Source organism: Collinsella sp. TM10-22 (genome assembly GCF_003466125.1).
Lineage (GTDB): Bacteria > Actinomycetota > Coriobacteriia > Coriobacteriales > Coriobacteriaceae > Collinsella.
Genome location: NZ_QSOC01000001.1, coordinates 250,478 through 267,101, shown reverse-complemented (window position 1 = coordinate 267,101; position 16,624 = coordinate 250,478). Strand labels below are relative to the sequence as shown.

Sequence of the window (16,624 nt, the reverse complement as noted above, 5' to 3'; positions counted from 1 at the left end):
GTGCTCCCCTAGCGGACGCGGCGCGAGGCGCGCGTGAGCAGGTAGTCGGCCACAAACAGGATGACGGCCACGATGGCGTAATCCAGGCGGAACACGCCGCCAAAGGGCGAGGTAATGACGCCGTAGCCGGCGATGGCGCTTGGCAGCGCGCGCGAAAGCTCAACGACAAAGCCAACGATCTGCAGCTTGGCGGTGAGGCCGCTAAAGCACAGCAGCACGGTCATCGCGCTCATGAAGATGCCGCAGATGCGACAGGCGATGGCGATGATGCTCATCGCCACGGCAGCGGCCTTACGAGAGTTCACGCGCGGTCTCCTCTTCGATCTGGGTGGAAAGTTCCAGCCATTCGTCCTCCAGCTTGGGTAGCTCTTGCTTAAGGCCGTTATATTCTCCCAGCGCGGCATTGAACTTGACCTGATCGGCATAAAGCTCTTCGCTTGCCATCAATTCCATAAGCTCGTCATAGCGGGCGCGCTTTTTGTCGAGCTCCGCCTCGATCTTCTTGAGCTGGTTGCGCACGCCCTTGAGCTTTTTGTTGAGCGCAGCGCGGGCCTGGGCCTCGGCGCGCTTTTGCTCCTTGGTCTTTTTGCCTTCGGCAGGCTTGGAAGCGGTGGCGGGGGCGTCGGGCTGGGCCGCGGTGACCTTAGCGGACTTGGTCGCGGCCGATGCACCCTCCCCTGCCGCCTCGGCGGCGGCGCGGGCCGCGAGGTCCTCGCGCTTGTAGAGGTAGTAGTCGTAGTCGCCGTCGTAGACCGTGACCTTGCCATCGCGGATGTCAATGATGCGGTTGGCCACAGCGCGTACCAGGTGCTCGTCGTGGCTGATCAGCACGATGGTGCCGGGGAAGTTCTGCAGGGCGTTCTCGAGCATGTCCACCGAGTCGATGTCCAGGTGGTTGGTGGGCTCGTCCAGGCACAGAAGTGCCTCGGGGGCCACAAGCATCTTGGCCAGTGCCAGACGCGCCTTTTCGCCGCCGGAGAGGACGCGGACCTGCTTCTCGATGGAATCGTTGTCGCTAAACAGGAAGGCGCCCAGCAGGCTGCGCTGCTGCGGCACGGTCCATTTGGGCGTGACGGTGTCGATCTCTTGCAGGACGGTATTGGACTCGGTCATGCCCTCGAGTGCGTGCTGGGCGTAGTAGGCCACGCCCACGTTGGTGCCCAGATCACGCGTGCCGGTAGTTGGCGGCTCCAGACCGGCGAGGATCTTCATGAGGGTAGACTTGCCGGCGCCGTTGGGGCCGACGAGCGCCACATGCTCGCCGCGGTAGAGCTTGAGGTCGATGTCGCTGTAGATGTGCTTTTTGCCGTAGGACTTGGAGACGCCCTCCAGGCCCACGACCATGTCGCCGGAGCGCGGCGGATCGGGGAACTTAAAGTCGATGTGCTTGTGGCCCTCGGGCAGGATGACGAGCTCCTTTTTGATCTGCTCGATCTTTCGGATGCGCTCCTGAGCCTGGGCTGCCTTGGTGGGCTTGTAGCGGAACTTGTCGACGAAGACCTGCATGTGGGCGATGTCGCGCTCCTGGGCGGCGCGCTTGGCGCGCATCTGCTCCAGGTTGTCCTCGCGCTGCTTGAGGTAGCTGCTGTAGTTGCCGGTGTAGGTGGTCACGCGACGGTTTTCGAGAGCGGCGACGTGGTCGACGCAGGCGTCCATGAAGGCGCGATCGTGGCTGACGATGAGGACGGCGCCGTCGTAGTTGGCGATAAAGCCGCGCAGCCACTGGACGCTTTCGAGGTCCAAGTGGTTGGTGGGCTCGTCCAGAAGCAGCAGGTCGGGGTGGCGCAGGAAGAGCTTGGCAAGCGCAATGCGCATCTGCCAGCCGCCCGAGAACTCAGAGCACGGGCGCTCAAAGTCGGTGACCTTAAAGCCCAGGCCGGACAGGATCTTACGGGCGTTGCTCTCGAGCTCGTAGCCGCCCAGGTGCTCAAAGCGGTCCTGGACTTGACCGTACTCGTTAAGGAGCGCGTCGACGTCCTTGCCCTGCTCGGAGAGCTCGGCGATCTGGGCCTGCAGCTCGTTGGCGCGCTCGCCCATGCGGCGGATTTCCTTGGCGGCGGCCATGACCTCGGCAAGGATGGTGGTGTCCTTTTGCTCCAGGTTGGTTTCCTGCTCGAGGTAGCCCACCTGGCAGTCCTTGGCGTACTGGACCTGGCCGGCGTCGGGGCTGTCGATGCCCATGATGATCTTGAGCATGGTGGTTTTGCCGGCGCCGTTGGGGCCCACGAGCGCGAAGCGCTCGCCGGGGTTGATCTGGAAGGACGCGCCGCTAAAGAGGACGCGCGCGCCGAAGCTTTTTTCGATCTTGTCGACCAGGAGGATCATGGTGCCGCCTTTGACCTTGTGTGCCTATATGAAAAAAGGCCCCAACTTGCGTTGGAGCCTCATTCAATGCTCGGGTGGAGACGAGGGGGATCGAACCCCTGACCTCTTGACTGCCAGTCAAGCGCTCTCCCAGCTGAGCTACGCCCCCGTGCGAAGAAGTACTATACGGGAACTCCCCCGCCGATGCAAGGGCAATTTTGGAAAATTTCTCAGTCGCGGCGCGTGCCGCCATCCGCCCAACGGCCGTCTTGCCGGCGCCAGGCCCATTACCGGGGCCAATCGCGCTCCCGCCGACCCGGCGATTTCAAAACCATGCCGGTTTACGGGGCCAGGCCGGGAACCCCCGGGCATGCCGCAATCGGTAAAATCAAAACCGCAGGTAGACGACCTGCGCATTCCGTGAAATGCAGGGCATGGACGGCCGGCCCGGGTCCAGCCCCGTAATCCGGCATAGTTTTGAAATGACATTAATTCACTAACAGGCAAACTAGGTAGTTCTAGCGCCTTGTCGCCGGCTAATTTCCGATTTCCAACCAGTTGCACAAAACATTTGCTCGCAGTCTCGTCTCGGCGCACTTCATTGCCTCAGTTTTGGCTTTATAGCGAATCCCTAAACGGTCGCAGACACTTCTGACGATGGTGTCTAGCTGCTTTGAATCGTTGAGCATATCGTGAGTCACCAGGAATACATCGAATCCCATGCTCTGCAACGCAGTCATGCGTTCCGCATCGTGGTCAAGTATTGCACCTGAGCCATGAATGACTTCACCTTGGATTTCGATAATTGCCCCTTTCATAAGAATCGGATTTACGATCACGATATCGCCGTAGCAGACCTTTTGACCTGCAATGCTTTGGGCTGCCACGGATAGAGGGGTTAAATCGTTGAGGTACACGTATCTGAATCCTGAACCACCTAGACGTCGAGAACGGCTTAGAAGCAGGATCCCCGCGACCTCGAGTGGTGATGCAGCAATGCCGATAACCTGTTGAGCGGCATCATAAAACTGCTTTCCCCACATTTGACTTTTGACCTTGTCGGCGAAACGATGCAGGTCGCTCAGTTCGATGAGCGGCTTTCTCATCCAGAGAGAAGTACCTTTGAGTTTCGTAACCTCTCTTCCATCTTCACGCTTGCTCGTTTGGCTATCATTATCTGGGTCCTTAACGGTTGCGCGGGCATAAACTCGTTTCCAAGGAACCTCGTCTTCGCCCTCTCCAAGTTCGAACAAATCCTGCGTGCTGGAATTGCGATTCTCCTTTAACGCGATTTTCAACTGCATTTCGACAGCGGGGGTCGGCTCGAAAACAGAAAACCAGCCGCAAAGTTCGTACATAGCCAGTACGAGATCTATTTGGGACACAAATCGTGTCATAGTAAATAACGTGTTAAGCGGATTGGTGACGCTAAAGCCTAAATGAGTGTCGGTTGTTGTGCCGGTATCCGAAGCCCCTTCCCAGCGAATAGTGGAGCGCAATCCTGAGTGGTGATTACAACAACCTGGCGAAGCAACGGCGATAATCGGGGTCTTGAGGACATCGGTTACGAAAGGGGCTTGGGATAGGGCCCGCCAGCCGTCATCGGAGCTGGGTAGGCGCGGGTAGAGGTCATGCACCTGCGGTGGGCAGCGCCAGTAGCGGAATGCGGTGTTTGCGCAGACGATTTCGTCCATGTGGCCTCCCCTGGTTTCGACCGTAGGCCGTGCGGATTGCGGGCATGGCCGATTATCTACCGGGGCATCATGCGGGTAAGTACGGGAAGCAAACCAAATGCTGACAAAAGCATGCCGAGTTCCGCCGAAAAACCGTCGTGTGATAGAAAACCGCTGGAAGGAGCTTTGGGCATGTGGTCCCTGTCTCCACATTTGCGCGCGGATCACATGGGGAATTCAATGAAAATACGCATGCGTTTTATACAAAACATGCAATGGCGTCAGCAAAAAGGGTGCGAAAAAAATGACGCCTTATACGACTACGATTCGTTTTGGAATCACCCTTGGTGTCAAAAAGAAAAAGGCCAGAGGCTTAACACCTCTGACCTGTACTTTAGATGGTGGGCGATACAAGATTCGAACTTGTGACCCCATCCGTGTGAAGGATATGCTCTACCCCTGAGCCAATCGCCCGTCGCCTTTCGGCAAAAGAGATACTAACATAGCCGTGCGTGGTTTACCAAGAACTTTTTGCTTCCGATTTTAAATTCGCGGGCGCAAACCGCGCCACAGCAATCAGGGCAGCCGACAAACCCCCCAGCTAAACCACCCTTTATCGCTTGATCCACGAGGTCTCTGGGCGGCAGATAAGTCGTGCGTTGTTGTAGGCCATGTCGAGCGTGAGGCAGGTGCGCGCTGCGTAGAAACCGTCCTCGCGTTGGATGGTCAGCGCCAGCTCGGGCTTGTCGCCAGTTAGGCACAGCGGTAGAAGCAGCTGAATTCGGCCGCCGTAGAACTGCGGCACCGCGAGCGTGTAGTTGGCGGCGGCGCGGCGGGCGGCCTCGACGACGGTGCCCTCAAAGGCGCGACGCAGCAGCAGCGAGTTGCCCTCCCCCATCAGGCTGGCGGGAATGCGCGTGAGGTTCTCCTCGTCGCCCAGAATGTGGTCGATGTTGGAGCGGATGGGCAGGCGGTAGTCAAAGACCAGCTCGGAGGGGTCCTCGGCAAAACGCACGCGGCATGGCAGGTACTCAAACGAGACCAGCATGGGGTCGCTCTCCTTAAAGAAGCCCTTCAAAAACCAGCGCTGGCGCGCATCGGGCTTGGTGTTGGGCTCAAACAAGCCGTAGATGGTCTCGTAACGGCGTGTGTACAGGCCGGTGTTAAACAGGCAGCGGTCGTCGTCGAACACCAGCGGCAGGTTGGACGGCGCGGTCTGGTCCACGTCGCGCTCGGTCAAAAATACCGCGCGGCTAAACGAAAACGACAGGTAGTTCTTGAGAATGCGGTTGCAGGGACCCCAGTCCTCGGGATCGGCGAGGTCGGCCAAGCGCTCGTAACAGGGCTCGGGGCAAAACGCAAAGTCGTATACATTGCTGCACAGGGTGTTGGGGATCTCCATGTGGCTTCCAATCAAGATAATGACAGGCGTGTGGATGCTTTGATTCTATACGTGCGAAGCATCGTCGGAGATCACGATGCAATGGCACCTCAGCTCGTTGGCTAGATCGTCGAGCGTGCGGCGTCTAGCAACGAGGTCCTGGATCCAGGCGTAGTACTGGTTGTCTTTGGGTTCCGGGCTGTCGGACAGCACGACCGGAGTGCCGGCGAACCTTAGGACGGACAACGCAAAGACAAGGCTGGTTCGTTTGTTGCCGTCCTCGAAGATGTGGTCCTTGACCATGTGCTCGGCCACGTAGGCAACCTGGTCAAAGATGTCCGTGAAACGATCGGCTGGCGATTGGCCGAATATCGTGCAGAACGCGCCCGCAAGCACGGACTCGATGCGTCCGAGCTCGAGCGTAGCCCTGTCGCCCGCGGCATCGGTTTTATAGCAGCGTCCGATTGTTAGCAGCTTACTGTGAAGGCGCATGACGGCGCCGGCCATGGCTTCGAGCGATCCGGCATCATCGAGCACAAGCGGCGCAACAGGAATCGCCCGCCCGTCGACATCGGCAATCATGAGTTTTCCAAAAGACTGAGCGCGTTGGGCATGGACGCTTTGGTTGCCTCAACTGCATGGTCGATTGACATAATGCCGTCAAGTGAAATAGCCGAAGCGGAATCTGTCTCGTGCGCAACTGAAGGATCTTCCTGGCCAGCACAATCAGCACCGTCATCAACTTGAACGTAGTTCCAAGGCATGTCCGCCTCCTTTAAATAGATACGCCTCGCGGACGTCGTGGCGAGGTAACACGCGAGAGCCGACAGCGGATATGTCGACAAGCGTAATCATGGCTCAATTGCGGTTTAGCAATAGAATGTCAGGGAATCATCACCAAAGGTTTCGCGCCACTTGTCACAAATGTACCGATGGTTCATGGTGATTAGTTTTGAAAGATCCCTGAGATCCTTAGCCGGAATCTTGCTCTCGTTGTTCGCAACTGTGCATCCGCCATTTTTAGTGAGCCAAAACTTAGTCGAATTAGCTGCCGCCCTCTTTACCCCTACATGGATGTGAACGGGTTCTCCGTTTTCCGCAATCCAAAAGAACAGAACATACTGTCCAAAAACAAGAATTCGAGGCATTATGCCACCGCCGGTCCAGCTTTTTGCCGTTCTGCAAGCTCGAAGATAAACGGAGCGTTTGATCTAACGAACTCGGTCAAAAAATCCAGATCGTCAGTAGAAAATCCTTCGACGTTAAACCATTTGACCGCAGGTAGAAAGCATTCTGCATGGTCAAAACCAAAATCAACCGGGCGCTCGACGGCTACGCGAACGGTCCCATCGTCTCGTGTTTCTGAGTAGGCAAACTGAGTGCCGTCATCTAGCTGAACATAGCTCCAAAGCATTGCTGCCTCCTTAGTGTTTATATCCAAGTATAAACAGCCGCTTAGATGCAACGTGATGCGAATTGAATTATTCCCATAAGACCTGAACTGCTGATTATTTGATTTGTTGAGTTTTGAGCTATCTCACACTTCAGTGTCTTTTTGGCATGAAAAACTGTCATTGTGCGATGGTCGGGCTTTATGTCAAGGATCGTACTCAGATTCAAGTGCTTGCCTGCTACTCAGATTCAAGCGCCCGCATGCTTAACTACTTGCAGGCGCTTGAATCCTATAGATTACCCAAATGCTGCTCAACAGCCTCCATGCCAACCTCCGCATATTTTAGGAGGCCTTGTATATCGTTGTAGTTTTTGGGCAATCGATCTTTTTCAATACCAGTAATTTTGGCAAATAATTCGATTGTCAGATCGAGTGCGAAGTCGATTAGTTTTTGAATTTCGCCGTAAGTTAAAGGAAGTCGCCTAACAAGCTCATCATATTTCAGTGCTTCCATGTCGCTATGGGCGAAAACCTTATTTCGCTGATCGCGAAGCATGTCAGTTAGTTTACGGAGACTGTTGAGTCGTTTTTTCCATAAATTGGAAAGGTCATGAGTGGTTATACACACAGTAACCATTCTGTAATGGTTTCCGAACAGTTTTTCATATGAGCGTTGAGACTCAACTTCCTTGGGGTAAAAACGCTCCTCGTCCTCTGCCAATGGGTGAACGATTGGATTAAGCCTGTCAAAGTTTGGTCGATCACCGAATATAGAGATTGCAAGTGCGTCGATTTCAGCAGAATGAGACTTGACGTCTTCTATCAAGTTCCTAATACTGACTTCGCTTTTGGCATCAAATAACCGTGCGCAATTCATGAAACATGATTCGGTTAATGCAAGTTGTGTAAAGCTGAAGAAGCAGCCAGCGCAAATTACTTCATTCTCATAGTCAGAAGATGCTTTAGACAGTTCGCGAAGGATTGCTAGTTCCGTATTGGCATAAAATGCCTCGTTGTACAGATAGCTGCAACGCTCGAACAGCTCAAGAAGGCCGGCGTCTAATTCTTTCTTGGCAGCGTCAACTGTATGGTCCAATTCGTGGTTCATGTTAGAAAAATCCTGAGCAATTGTCGTAATAAACTATTCTACTAATGTGTCGTTAAGAATATAGCCTTCTACATAGCCTATCGAAATGGGTGCTTTAGCAGCGATATGCGGCGACCAGGAGCATTGTTCCCAGCACGAACAGCAATGTGGACACGGCTATCCAATGGCTGTCGCCGGTCTTTGGGAGTGCCGCAGTTGTTGCGGTGGCAGCCTTGGGTTTGGGGACTTTGGCGACCGCGGTCTTGGTTACTGTCGTTGTTGTCTTGGTTGTCGCGGCCGCGGGCTTCGGCGCGGGATTTGCCGTGGGTCCCGTAGTGGGCTCTCCAGCAGCGGGGTTAGCATCACCGGGAGACTTGTCCGTGCTATCGTCAGGCACGTCGCCCCCGTCAGTCTCCCCCGCCGGCGCCGTGGCGTCCTCGGGTTCAACCACCACATGCGGTGCCACCGCACCGGCAGCATCCACCACGCCACCAGCACCAAAAGCCCCACCGACAGGCGTCACAAGCCGCGCGGACACAAGCGAGCCGCCCGTGCACGCGACGCCGCCATCGGTTCCGGTCGCATCGAGCCACGAGGCATCGACGGAAAGCCGACAGCCTGCTGCGCCATCACCAAGACCTGAGTCCTGCAGATACACACCATAAGCGCGCACGCCCGCTCCAGACCCAGCGCCCGCGGCGATAACGCGCCCGCCGCCGCGCACGGCCATGTCGCGGGCAATCACGCCCGCCACCGCCTCGTCAGAAATATCGGCCCCGTTCGCCCGGGCATCGACGGTGCATTCGTCCACCACGAGCGCCTGCGAAACGTGGATCCCGCACTGCGAGCCCGTCGCGGTCAGGGTCCCGGAGCCGCGAAGCGTCAGGTTGCCCCACACCTCCATGCCGCACAGCGTGATGTCCGCATCGGGCGCATGCGACTCCGTCACGGAGTTCTGCCCGGCAAGCGTCAGCACAAGGTCGCCCTCGGCGCCGATGGCCTCGCCCGCGTAGCCGTTGAGCTCCAGGTGGTCGGCATCGGTCCAGGCCCAGCCGGGGCCCGACACGCCCGGCTCGGAGTACGTCGCGCCCGCGATGATGAGGCTCTCCGCGCCCGCGGCATAAGAAGGCCCGCCCAGCAAAACGCATAGGCAGGCCATGGCAACAATCGCAATGTAATGAAGGCTGGTGTAGGACTCGGCAGCAGACATACCCGCTCCGATCTTCGCAGAGCCAATAGAATGTGCACCAGAAAATGCCCTGGTAGCAGCAGCTATTAGTTTAGCGAGATCAGGCCGTAAACAAAGAAAATGCCTCTGAGCTGTGCCAACAATTAGGTGTAAATCGTTTTGCCAATCGGTGAACGGGGATGTAGTCTTTTGCTGGTTGGTCGCCTGCCATATTTTGAGCCCGCACCAGTGCGCCTTTGCCTCCGCCAGCGTACGACAGTCTTGCAGTCATTTGCGCCTTTCAGATCTTAATTGCTGGAAGATTGCTAATCGAAAGAAAGGTGATGTGACAAAGTGTCACGGACACCTTCTGCAAACATGGCGCTTCGTTCGGCAAAAGATATCTACCCGAATGTCCGCCCCTGTTTTTTTATTGCTGCAATTGGCGCTGCTGTCCATCTTTAACAGTCATGATTCTTTGATTCGAAACTTGGGCTAGAACGTGAGGGAGCTGGGATCTCTATTCCCAGCTCCCTCACTATCCGCAGCCCTTGCTATGCGATTTGTTTGCTGGAGGTGGTATCTCTGACGTCAGGCTTTAGGCCCAGTGCTTAGTCTTCCAATCTAAGCAAAAATTGTCGTTCTAATTCCGGAAAGGCGCTTGGCTTAATTATTCTTGCAGAGCTAATTCGACCTAGCTTAGATGAAGCGGCCGACGTATTGCCTGCGCGGCTTTGCGGCGTTCCCTCTATATTCTAGTGCCTAAGTTTGTTTGGAATAGTCGAAATCCCCTCTTTGGTGATAGCAACGCCTCGATCAGCAGCAAAATAATAATTCATAGAAGTTTATATGCAGTTTAGTCGTCAGTCTTCTCCTGTTCCTCATGCGTTTCCTTGTTTTTCAGCAATGCTAGATAACGCTCGAGTTCAGAAAGAGAGCCGCGGTATTTTTCAAATCGACGAGAATCATAAAAATAGATAACGAACTGATTATTGTCATCCAAAAAGCCCACTCGTAAATCAAGGGGCTCATGGAAGTACTGACTTCCAGCGTTTTGCGATTCATCAAAAATCGGGTACTGCAACTTTTCAATCACAATGGCAGGCTGTCTGTAGTTTGGCAGCGTACGATTGCGCATACCAGGTTTCCAAGAGACAACATCCCCCGTAGATAACGATTCATTCGAAATATACGCCTCGTAGGACTTCTTCAGTTCCTGTATGGCAGGGTCATCGTCTTTGGTTGCATCCAAAGAGTTGATATATTTCTTCATATCGTTAGATTTCAAATTTTGCGTCAACAAATCCAATAACGGTATGTCCTGGATAGGATTATCGTTCATTTTTACCCCACTAAAATGTTTCTGTCGGAAATTTGCCTATTAGCAAAGTTGCTGTCGCGGTTATATGTGCTTTCATTATTGACTGCTGAATCGGTCTCAACATAAGCGTTGCAAAAATCGACCCTACATTTAGCAATGGAGCAAATTTCAGCGTATTCCGCAATGGCGCTCTGCACATCTTTATTAAGATAAAGAAGTTTTGCCGCGCGTAAAAAGCTGGAAGTACTTACAAATAGGGTTTCGATTATCTGTTTTGATAACTCGTTAGTGGGAATTCGCAGACACTTGGAAACCGTACTTAGCAGAGCGGATTTGAACTCGGAATCCATCAATGACGAATACCAATCGTTCTTGTTGCTTGATTCAGCAAGCTCCGCATTCAGACGTGAAACAGAGTCGCGGATAATCTCAATCGTTTTGATTACATCTGGATCGGAAAAGATATGAGAGTCGTCATTGGAATGATAGCAATCATTTAACTGCGGAAGAGCTTTTGCGCTCATTTTGAATTTGGGTGTGGAATGTACAGCCCTATAGGCCGCAAGCACCGACAAAAGCGTACATAGACCCGTCAATAATGAAATTAAGAACTCTAGTGCGTTCAATCTTTATCGCCATTCTCGCTGCGACCGAGGCTCCATACATCACGAATTAATGATTCCAAATCATCGGCACTAATAATGTACCCGTTATCGCTCGCTTCATCTTCCACAAATTCATCTGGCTCATAGCCCATGTCGCTGCCGGCACAAGACATAGCTGCCAAATATGCTGAGACGGATAGTGCGACCAGTGAATTAATGAAAGGAGACATGCTAGCCTGATCCTTAAGATAGGACGACTCAAAAAGTATCTGGTTGACTGCCAGCCCACAAGACAGCAAAAGCGAAAGCATTAATAGAAGAATTCCAACGCCCCATTTAATACCCGAGTGAATTTCTGAACAATTGCCATGAATTAGCTCAACACAAAGAAGTGAAGCAGAAGAAAAGCTGAAAGCCGCCTTGCTCAGATCGCTCAATAAATACTCGCAGAAAGACTGTAGCCCAGAGATTTGAAGCAATATGCCACAGGCTATTGTCGGAAGAAGAATGCCAACCAGATTCCAGATGAAGGCAATACTGAATTCAACAAGAAACTGATGTCGCTGTCGTAAGCCTTTAGCAGAGTTCACGATATTGCTAATCAATGTTCCAATCAGAGTAGTCACCAAAATCCAGCGATTGTCTAAGATGGATGAATGCCAAATGAAGCCAAAATCTAATGGGTAAAGATTGCGAACAGGATGTTAATCCAAAATTTGGAGCTTCTTCAAACGACGTTTAAAAGCGCTAAGTTTGCCGCGAACGCGCTGTCGAAGAGACTGGCGGAATTTCCACTTAGCCATAAGGTCCGGGATGGAGGATCCGGAGGCCACGTCATTCAAGAACTCGTCCCGTTTCGGATGTGGGCACACTGAGCTAATAAGACTGGGATTACCGACAATGACCTCGTCTAGGGTCGTCGGACCGTTCACGGTAAGCCTCGAAATTGCCTTAAAAGCGCGCTCACCCTTTTCGGTATTACACAGGACGGCCGAAACGCCCTTGGAGCAGTCAACCTCGGGATGAGTATTCTGGAAACCCCAAAAGTCACCGAGTGTGATATCCGAGCCACTCGAGCGTTTTGCTGGACATGCAAGGCAGGACGAGCGAAGGCTGGCGTTTGACAGGAAAGCCTTCATGTACCAGTCCTCTCCGTACACCTGTGATTCGATACCCCCGGCGTTATCTTTCTCCGCTACGTGCTTGTACGCAGTGGAATAAGATAACCATCCGGTTGTCTTATTCCGCATATTGACGTCGCGGACGTCAGACCCGAAGGCCTCGCCACGGTAGTCGATCCAACGCGACCAGAGCTCTGGAGAGGGAACGCCGTGGCAGATGACGTCGACGGACAGGAAAAGGTCACTCTCACCGAGCTTTCCAAGATATCCCCTCATGCCCGCGACCTGGCAAGCGGTACCGGCAAAGAGGACGCGTCGGCCGGAACGAATTGCGTTACGAACTCCCCTGTACACCTCTTTCCCGATAGAGCTCTGCACATATTTGGAACGCATAAGGGCATCGAGACCGGCTTCGTTGTCAACGAGCACATGGTGGACCATGCGACATCCATCATCGAAGGCCGCACCGCAGACGACACCACCTTCTGAAAGCACGTTGCGAGCAAGGAGCCCGAACATGCCGCCGGATGAGGACCGATCCAGCAGCTCTGATGAGTCGGACTTCGCCCATGAGACTAATTGCAGTTGGTCGACAGACCGCTCCCCTATCGCGGGACAGGCGCGCTCGCAAGCACCGCAGGCGATGCAGGCCTCGGGATCCACAATAGAAAAGGAAAAGCCAAGACCGTTTCGCTCCATGGAAATGCAACCCTTAGGGCAGGCAGCGGAGCAGGCACCACAGCCGCAGCAGGCGTCAGAGATCGTACAAATAACAGGATTAGGCATAAATGGCCCCTAACGAAAAAAAGGCAATCTGGCGGCAACCCCCGCCTTTTCATCGGAATCAAGAACAAAATGCCACATTGCGGCCGCGAACAATACGGTGTACGCGGCTCCCCAAGCGAGGAATAGCAGCCAGCTCGTGACAGGAAGAAAAATGCTCAGCCCCTTGCAGGCGGCAAGAACCGCCGCAGACGCTAGCACCACGGGCAGGTTACGCTTCCAGAAGAAGATCATGTCAAGCCCGATGCGGTTCTGATAATACCAGTTCATAAAAAGGCCATTGCCCAGGGCGATGCTTGCAATGTAGGCGATGGCGGGAGCCCAATATCCGAGATAAGGAGAGGCGATCCAGGTGAAGGCAACGTTTAATAACGCCATAAAGAGATAGACGACGCTTCGCGCTTTGTGTCTGTTCTTTGCGCGCTGAATCTCGATACCTGTGTTCTGGCAAAGAGGGACGCCAACCGGGAGAGTCATTGCGCAAATCAGATAATATGCGTCGATAAACCCTTCACCTGCCCACTTAGTAACAAAGAATCGTCCAACGAGCACGAATCCACAGTAGACCCAACAGAATAGGATTATCTGATAGCGTCCCACACGAGTCATGAGCGCAGTGAGCACATTATTGTCGTCGGATTCTGCTACGATGCGGTTGATCTTAGGTACAAAGACGTTCGACATTGTAGTTGAGAGCGAACAGAACACCTGACGAATTTGAATTGATACAGCGAACACCGAGACAGTAACAGCGCTCGTGAGCGCACCCAACATCATGTTTGGTACACTTTGGTTAACAAGGTCACATATTTGATTTATAAAAATCCATGCGCTGAACGTTGCTATAGCACGAAAAAGCCCCACATCAATACGTTTTAAACTAAAACGCATCCCAAGTTTTACATATGCAAATCGAGCATTAAGAAATAGAAGGAGCGCAACAACCGTTAGCTGAGCAAGAGCAACTCCCACCGCTCCCAAGCCTATATTCAAAAGTAGCAAAGCGATGCCTGGAGTTGCCAAAGTTGTGAACATCTGTCGAGTTTGCTGATACTTAAACTGTTCATGAGCAACGATGTATGCATCGAAAACTGTTGAAAACAATGTGCATGTTACATTGACTGCCATGATAGCCATAAGCTTGCCGGCAAGTCCCACTTGGGCTGTTGTAAAACTGTCTGCAAAATAGTAATCAACGTTTGCCGCAAACAACAGTCCGAGTGTTAAGGCGACAGCGCAGATGCCTACATACAAAACTAGATACATTCCATTAAGCGCTCGGATATCGTCTGCCGTACCATTTGCGCGTTTTTGTGTGTAGAAACGAACATACGCTTCAGAGAAGCCGAAAGTCAGAAGTGTGAGCGAAAATACAAATGAATTCGCTGTTTGATAAACACCATAATCTGCCTGACCCACAAAGGAAAGCAGCATGGGTGTATAAACCAAATTGACCAGGTTTTTTACGATAATATTTAAATAGCCAAGGATTGCACCTGCCTTTCGTTGACTAGCCATTTAGACAGCCCCTCAGATATTCGAGGAACTTTTCTCTCGCGCGATTTATCCTCTCTGGCACGCCCTCGTAATTACCTGCTAGAGAAATATCGTATGAAGGTGAGCCGTAAACTTTCTCTGAGATATCAAGCATTTGTGAGAGTTGTTCAAGTCGTGAAAACATACTTGCGCCACCGGGTCGATGAACAATTGTCAAAGGACTTTCGAGGATAGAACTAAACACCGCCGCATGGAATGAGTCGGTTACAACGTGAACAGCGTTATCAATTAAATCGATGAATTCGGAGGGGCCAGCGTCAATCTCATCGGGATTCTGTCTATCAGAAAGAGCCACAACGGTAAGACGTCCATATTCGGTTACATTATTCAGTACTTCGGCAGCTTCGGAGCTCATGCCTCCCAGTAAATAAGTAAAGACATAGGGCTTTTTTGGCGTTAGTTGTCCGCTCGCGACGAGCCTCCATTCATCAGCTGAGAGAACAAGTGTTGGATCGCATATAACCCTAGCATCTAGCCCTGTGTGTTGCTTAATTAATTCAGCTCCACGCTGCTCACGGACTGATAGGTGAGAAAAACCGCTTAAACCATCCAACAATGATTTTGCTTGTTCCGAAGAAAGAGACTCACAGGCCATGCTTGGCGCCAATGCAATTTTTTGATTTGGCTCGGCGAATTTGAGAAAGAAAAGTTCTTCACGTCCGCTAAACACCCCTGGATTCCATACTTGATCACTTCCGACGGAAAAATACGAGAACTCATCGGGATGGATCTCTTCCAAAGTGCTTACATTCTTCAGATTGACCAGGAGATCAAATTTATCAAAGTTGGCAAGTCGATTTTGATTGCTGCTTGACTCAGGATCAGAAGTGGGCTTACCAAGCAGTTTAAGCACCAAATCTTTTGCCACCCTCTGAGGAGTACGCCTATTAGGTAGTTTAATCGTTTCAGCTATATAGCCAAATTCTTGCCACACTTTAACGAGCGCGTAATTCTGTAACCGATTGCCATAATTTGAACGACCAACAATGGTCACAATGCCAACTTTTTTCACAGGCTCACTAACACCCATTACAGCTCTCCAAGTAAATTTGTCGATAGTTTGAACACATGCGAACATCGCTGTATTTTTTCCGTGCGGTTACCGAGATATCTTCTTTGCAAAAGGAGGCAGTTGCAAACTGAAGCAATTGTTTCTCGAGCGCACTATCGTTTTGTTGAGGAACAAAAACACTGAATTCGGGAATGGCAATGGTCTCAGGGCCGCCGGCTCTGAACCCAACAACAGGCGTTCCACAGCATAGGCTTTCAGCAGTCACCATGCTATATGTCTCCGCCTTGCTCGTAAGAAGACACACGTCAGCAGCTGAGTAATACTCTGCGAGAGCAATCTGATCGTCTGCTCTACCAGCAAATAGAATGTTGCCAAGTTCCGTGATAACTCCACCACGGTTGCCAACAACAACAAAGGAAACATCAGGCATTCGCTTTGCCATCTCTAATACATGCTGCCCACCCTTAATAGGATTTGAAAAGTCAGGCGTAACATGAAGTACAACCTTGCGCCGCCCATTATTTGACAGTCTATTTCTTAATTCTTCATTAAAGCGATACTTAAAAACACTCGAATCAAGCCCATTTAAAACGGTTAGGACCTGATGGCCCTGAAAGAATGGGGACCGAGCAGCACGATCACGCACCCAATCGGAAACGCAGCAAATAGTAAGATCGTCAAAGCCTTCATATGCCTTGCAAAGACGCTCCCATTCCGAATGAGTCCGGTCAAAGAACCATGATACGGGATGCTCATTCCCTATCTTGTTGCATCCTCCGCAACCGTTCAGCCACTTGTTGCATTGGAGAGAGTACGTACATCCGCCTGTATACATAAACTCGGCATGATTAGTAATAACGGTTGGGATATGCTCTCTTTTAAGGTAGCTCAAAATACGATAGATATTGGCTATATATGCGTTGTAACAATGGATGTGAACCACATCGGGCTTAATCTTGTTAAGAAAGCTAATTGTGGACGCTGTACCCCATATGGCGCCACCGTACGGATATCCAGTGATACGGGAGCGAAGCGACTGCGCTTTTCGAATTGCCGGAGGAACGACACGGATAGCGTGTGATTCGCAACTATCCGGACCATATCCGTACAGAACATAGGACTCATCACCTTCACTTTGGAGGTGATGATGGATCGCCTCAACTATTTTTCCCGTACTACCATTTCCATAAACGCAATTTAATTGGACTACCTTCATATC

At 52.1% G+C, this 16,624-nt stretch carries 17 protein-coding genes and 2 tRNA genes; all 19 read right to left on the bottom strand.

What is annotated here, in order from left to right:
• Nucleotides 1-8 precede the first annotated feature (8 nt).
• Nucleotides 9-305, bottom strand: a complete 297-nt coding sequence (locus tag DXD94_RS01230) for a hypothetical protein (protein WP_164473297.1) — start codon at nt 303-305, stop codon at nt 9-11.
• Complete coding sequence (locus DXD94_RS01225; RefSeq protein ID WP_117762970.1) at nt 292-2,325, bottom strand: ABC-F family ATP-binding cassette domain-containing protein; 2,034 nt, start codon at nt 2,323-2,325, stop codon at nt 292-294. The genes DXD94_RS01230 and DXD94_RS01225 overlap by 14 nt, the downstream gene beginning before the upstream one ends.
• Before the next feature lie 75 nt (nt 2,326-2,400).
• Nucleotides 2,401-2,473 (bottom strand) — tRNA-Ala (locus DXD94_RS01220).
• Nucleotides 2,474-2,840: 367 nt separating this feature from the next.
• Nucleotides 2,841-3,998, bottom strand: a complete 1,158-nt coding sequence (locus tag DXD94_RS01215; protein ID WP_117762969.1) for a hypothetical protein — start codon at nt 3,996-3,998, stop codon at nt 2,841-2,843.
• A gap of 378 nt (nt 3,999-4,376) precedes the next feature.
• Nucleotides 4,377-4,451, bottom strand: a tRNA-Val gene (locus DXD94_RS01205).
• A 139-nt stretch (nt 4,452-4,590) separates the two neighbouring features.
• Nucleotides 4,591-5,379 (bottom strand): DUF3825 domain-containing protein, encoded by a 789-nt coding sequence (locus tag DXD94_RS01200; RefSeq protein ID WP_117762967.1) that lies wholly within the window; start codon nt 5,377-5,379, stop codon nt 4,591-4,593.
• Nucleotides 5,380-5,424: 45 nt separating this feature from the next.
• Nucleotides 5,425-5,940 carry a type II toxin-antitoxin system death-on-curing family toxin gene (locus DXD94_RS01195; RefSeq protein ID WP_117762966.1) on the bottom strand — a complete coding sequence of 172 codons (516 nt, stop codon included), beginning with the start codon at nt 5,938-5,940 and terminating at the stop codon, nt 5,425-5,427.
• A complete protein-coding gene (locus DXD94_RS01190) occupies nt 5,937-6,122 on the bottom strand; it encodes a hypothetical protein (RefSeq protein ID WP_117762965.1) in 186 nt (61 codons plus the stop codon). Before DXD94_RS01190 ends, DXD94_RS01195 begins: the two co-directional genes overlap by 4 nt.
• 105 nt (nt 6,123-6,227) lie before the next feature.
• Complete coding sequence (locus DXD94_RS09955; protein WP_117747084.1) at nt 6,228-6,506, bottom strand: DUF4160 domain-containing protein; 279 nt, start codon at nt 6,504-6,506, stop codon at nt 6,228-6,230.
• Nucleotides 6,506-6,772, bottom strand: coding sequence for a hypothetical protein (locus DXD94_RS01180; protein WP_117762964.1), 267 nt, complete (start codon nt 6,770-6,772; stop codon nt 6,506-6,508). The genes DXD94_RS09955 and DXD94_RS01180 overlap by 1 nt, the downstream gene beginning before the upstream one ends.
• A 268-nt stretch (nt 6,773-7,040) precedes the next feature.
• Nucleotides 7,041-7,859 (bottom strand): hypothetical protein, encoded by an 819-nt coding sequence (locus DXD94_RS01175; RefSeq protein ID WP_117762963.1) that lies wholly within the window; start codon nt 7,857-7,859, stop codon nt 7,041-7,043.
• A gap of 94 nt (nt 7,860-7,953) precedes the next feature.
• Complete coding sequence (locus DXD94_RS01170; protein WP_117762962.1) at nt 7,954-9,048, bottom strand: hypothetical protein; 1,095 nt, start codon at nt 9,046-9,048, stop codon at nt 7,954-7,956.
• An 814-nt stretch (nt 9,049-9,862) separates the two neighbouring features.
• Nucleotides 9,863-10,348 (bottom strand): hypothetical protein, encoded by a 486-nt coding sequence (locus DXD94_RS01165; RefSeq protein ID WP_117762961.1) that lies wholly within the window; start codon nt 10,346-10,348, stop codon nt 9,863-9,865.
• Between the two features lie 2 nt (nt 10,349-10,350).
• Nucleotides 10,351-10,953 (bottom strand): hypothetical protein, encoded by a 603-nt coding sequence (locus DXD94_RS01160; RefSeq protein ID WP_117762960.1) that lies wholly within the window; start codon nt 10,951-10,953, stop codon nt 10,351-10,353.
• On the bottom strand, nt 10,950-11,558 hold the full coding sequence (locus DXD94_RS09540) for a hypothetical protein (RefSeq protein ID WP_158564769.1): 609 nt from the start codon (nt 11,556-11,558) through the stop codon (nt 10,950-10,952). Before DXD94_RS09540 ends, DXD94_RS01160 begins: the two co-directional genes overlap by 4 nt.
• A 78-nt stretch (nt 11,559-11,636) precedes the next feature.
• Entirely contained in the window at nt 11,637-12,839 is a 1,203-nt protein-coding gene (locus tag DXD94_RS01150) for a Coenzyme F420 hydrogenase/dehydrogenase, beta subunit C-terminal domain (protein ID WP_117762958.1), read from the bottom strand.
• Nucleotides 12,840-12,848: 9 nt separating this feature from the next.
• The gene (locus tag DXD94_RS01145) at nt 12,849-14,354 is read right to left on the bottom strand and encodes a lipopolysaccharide biosynthesis protein (RefSeq protein WP_117762957.1); all 1,506 of its coding nucleotides are present in this window, start codon (nt 14,352-14,354) and stop codon (nt 12,849-12,851) included.
• Nucleotides 14,347-15,423: a polysaccharide pyruvyl transferase family protein gene (locus tag DXD94_RS01140; RefSeq protein WP_158564768.1), complete on the bottom strand. Its 1,077-nt coding sequence runs from the start codon at nt 15,421-15,423 to the stop codon at nt 14,347-14,349. Before DXD94_RS01140 ends, DXD94_RS01145 begins: the two co-directional genes overlap by 8 nt.
• Complete coding sequence (locus tag DXD94_RS01135) at nt 15,413-16,621, bottom strand: glycosyltransferase (RefSeq protein WP_117762956.1); 1,209 nt, start codon at nt 16,619-16,621, stop codon at nt 15,413-15,415. The genes DXD94_RS01140 and DXD94_RS01135 overlap by 11 nt, the downstream gene beginning before the upstream one ends.
• Between the last annotated feature and the right edge of the window lie 3 nt (nt 16,622-16,624).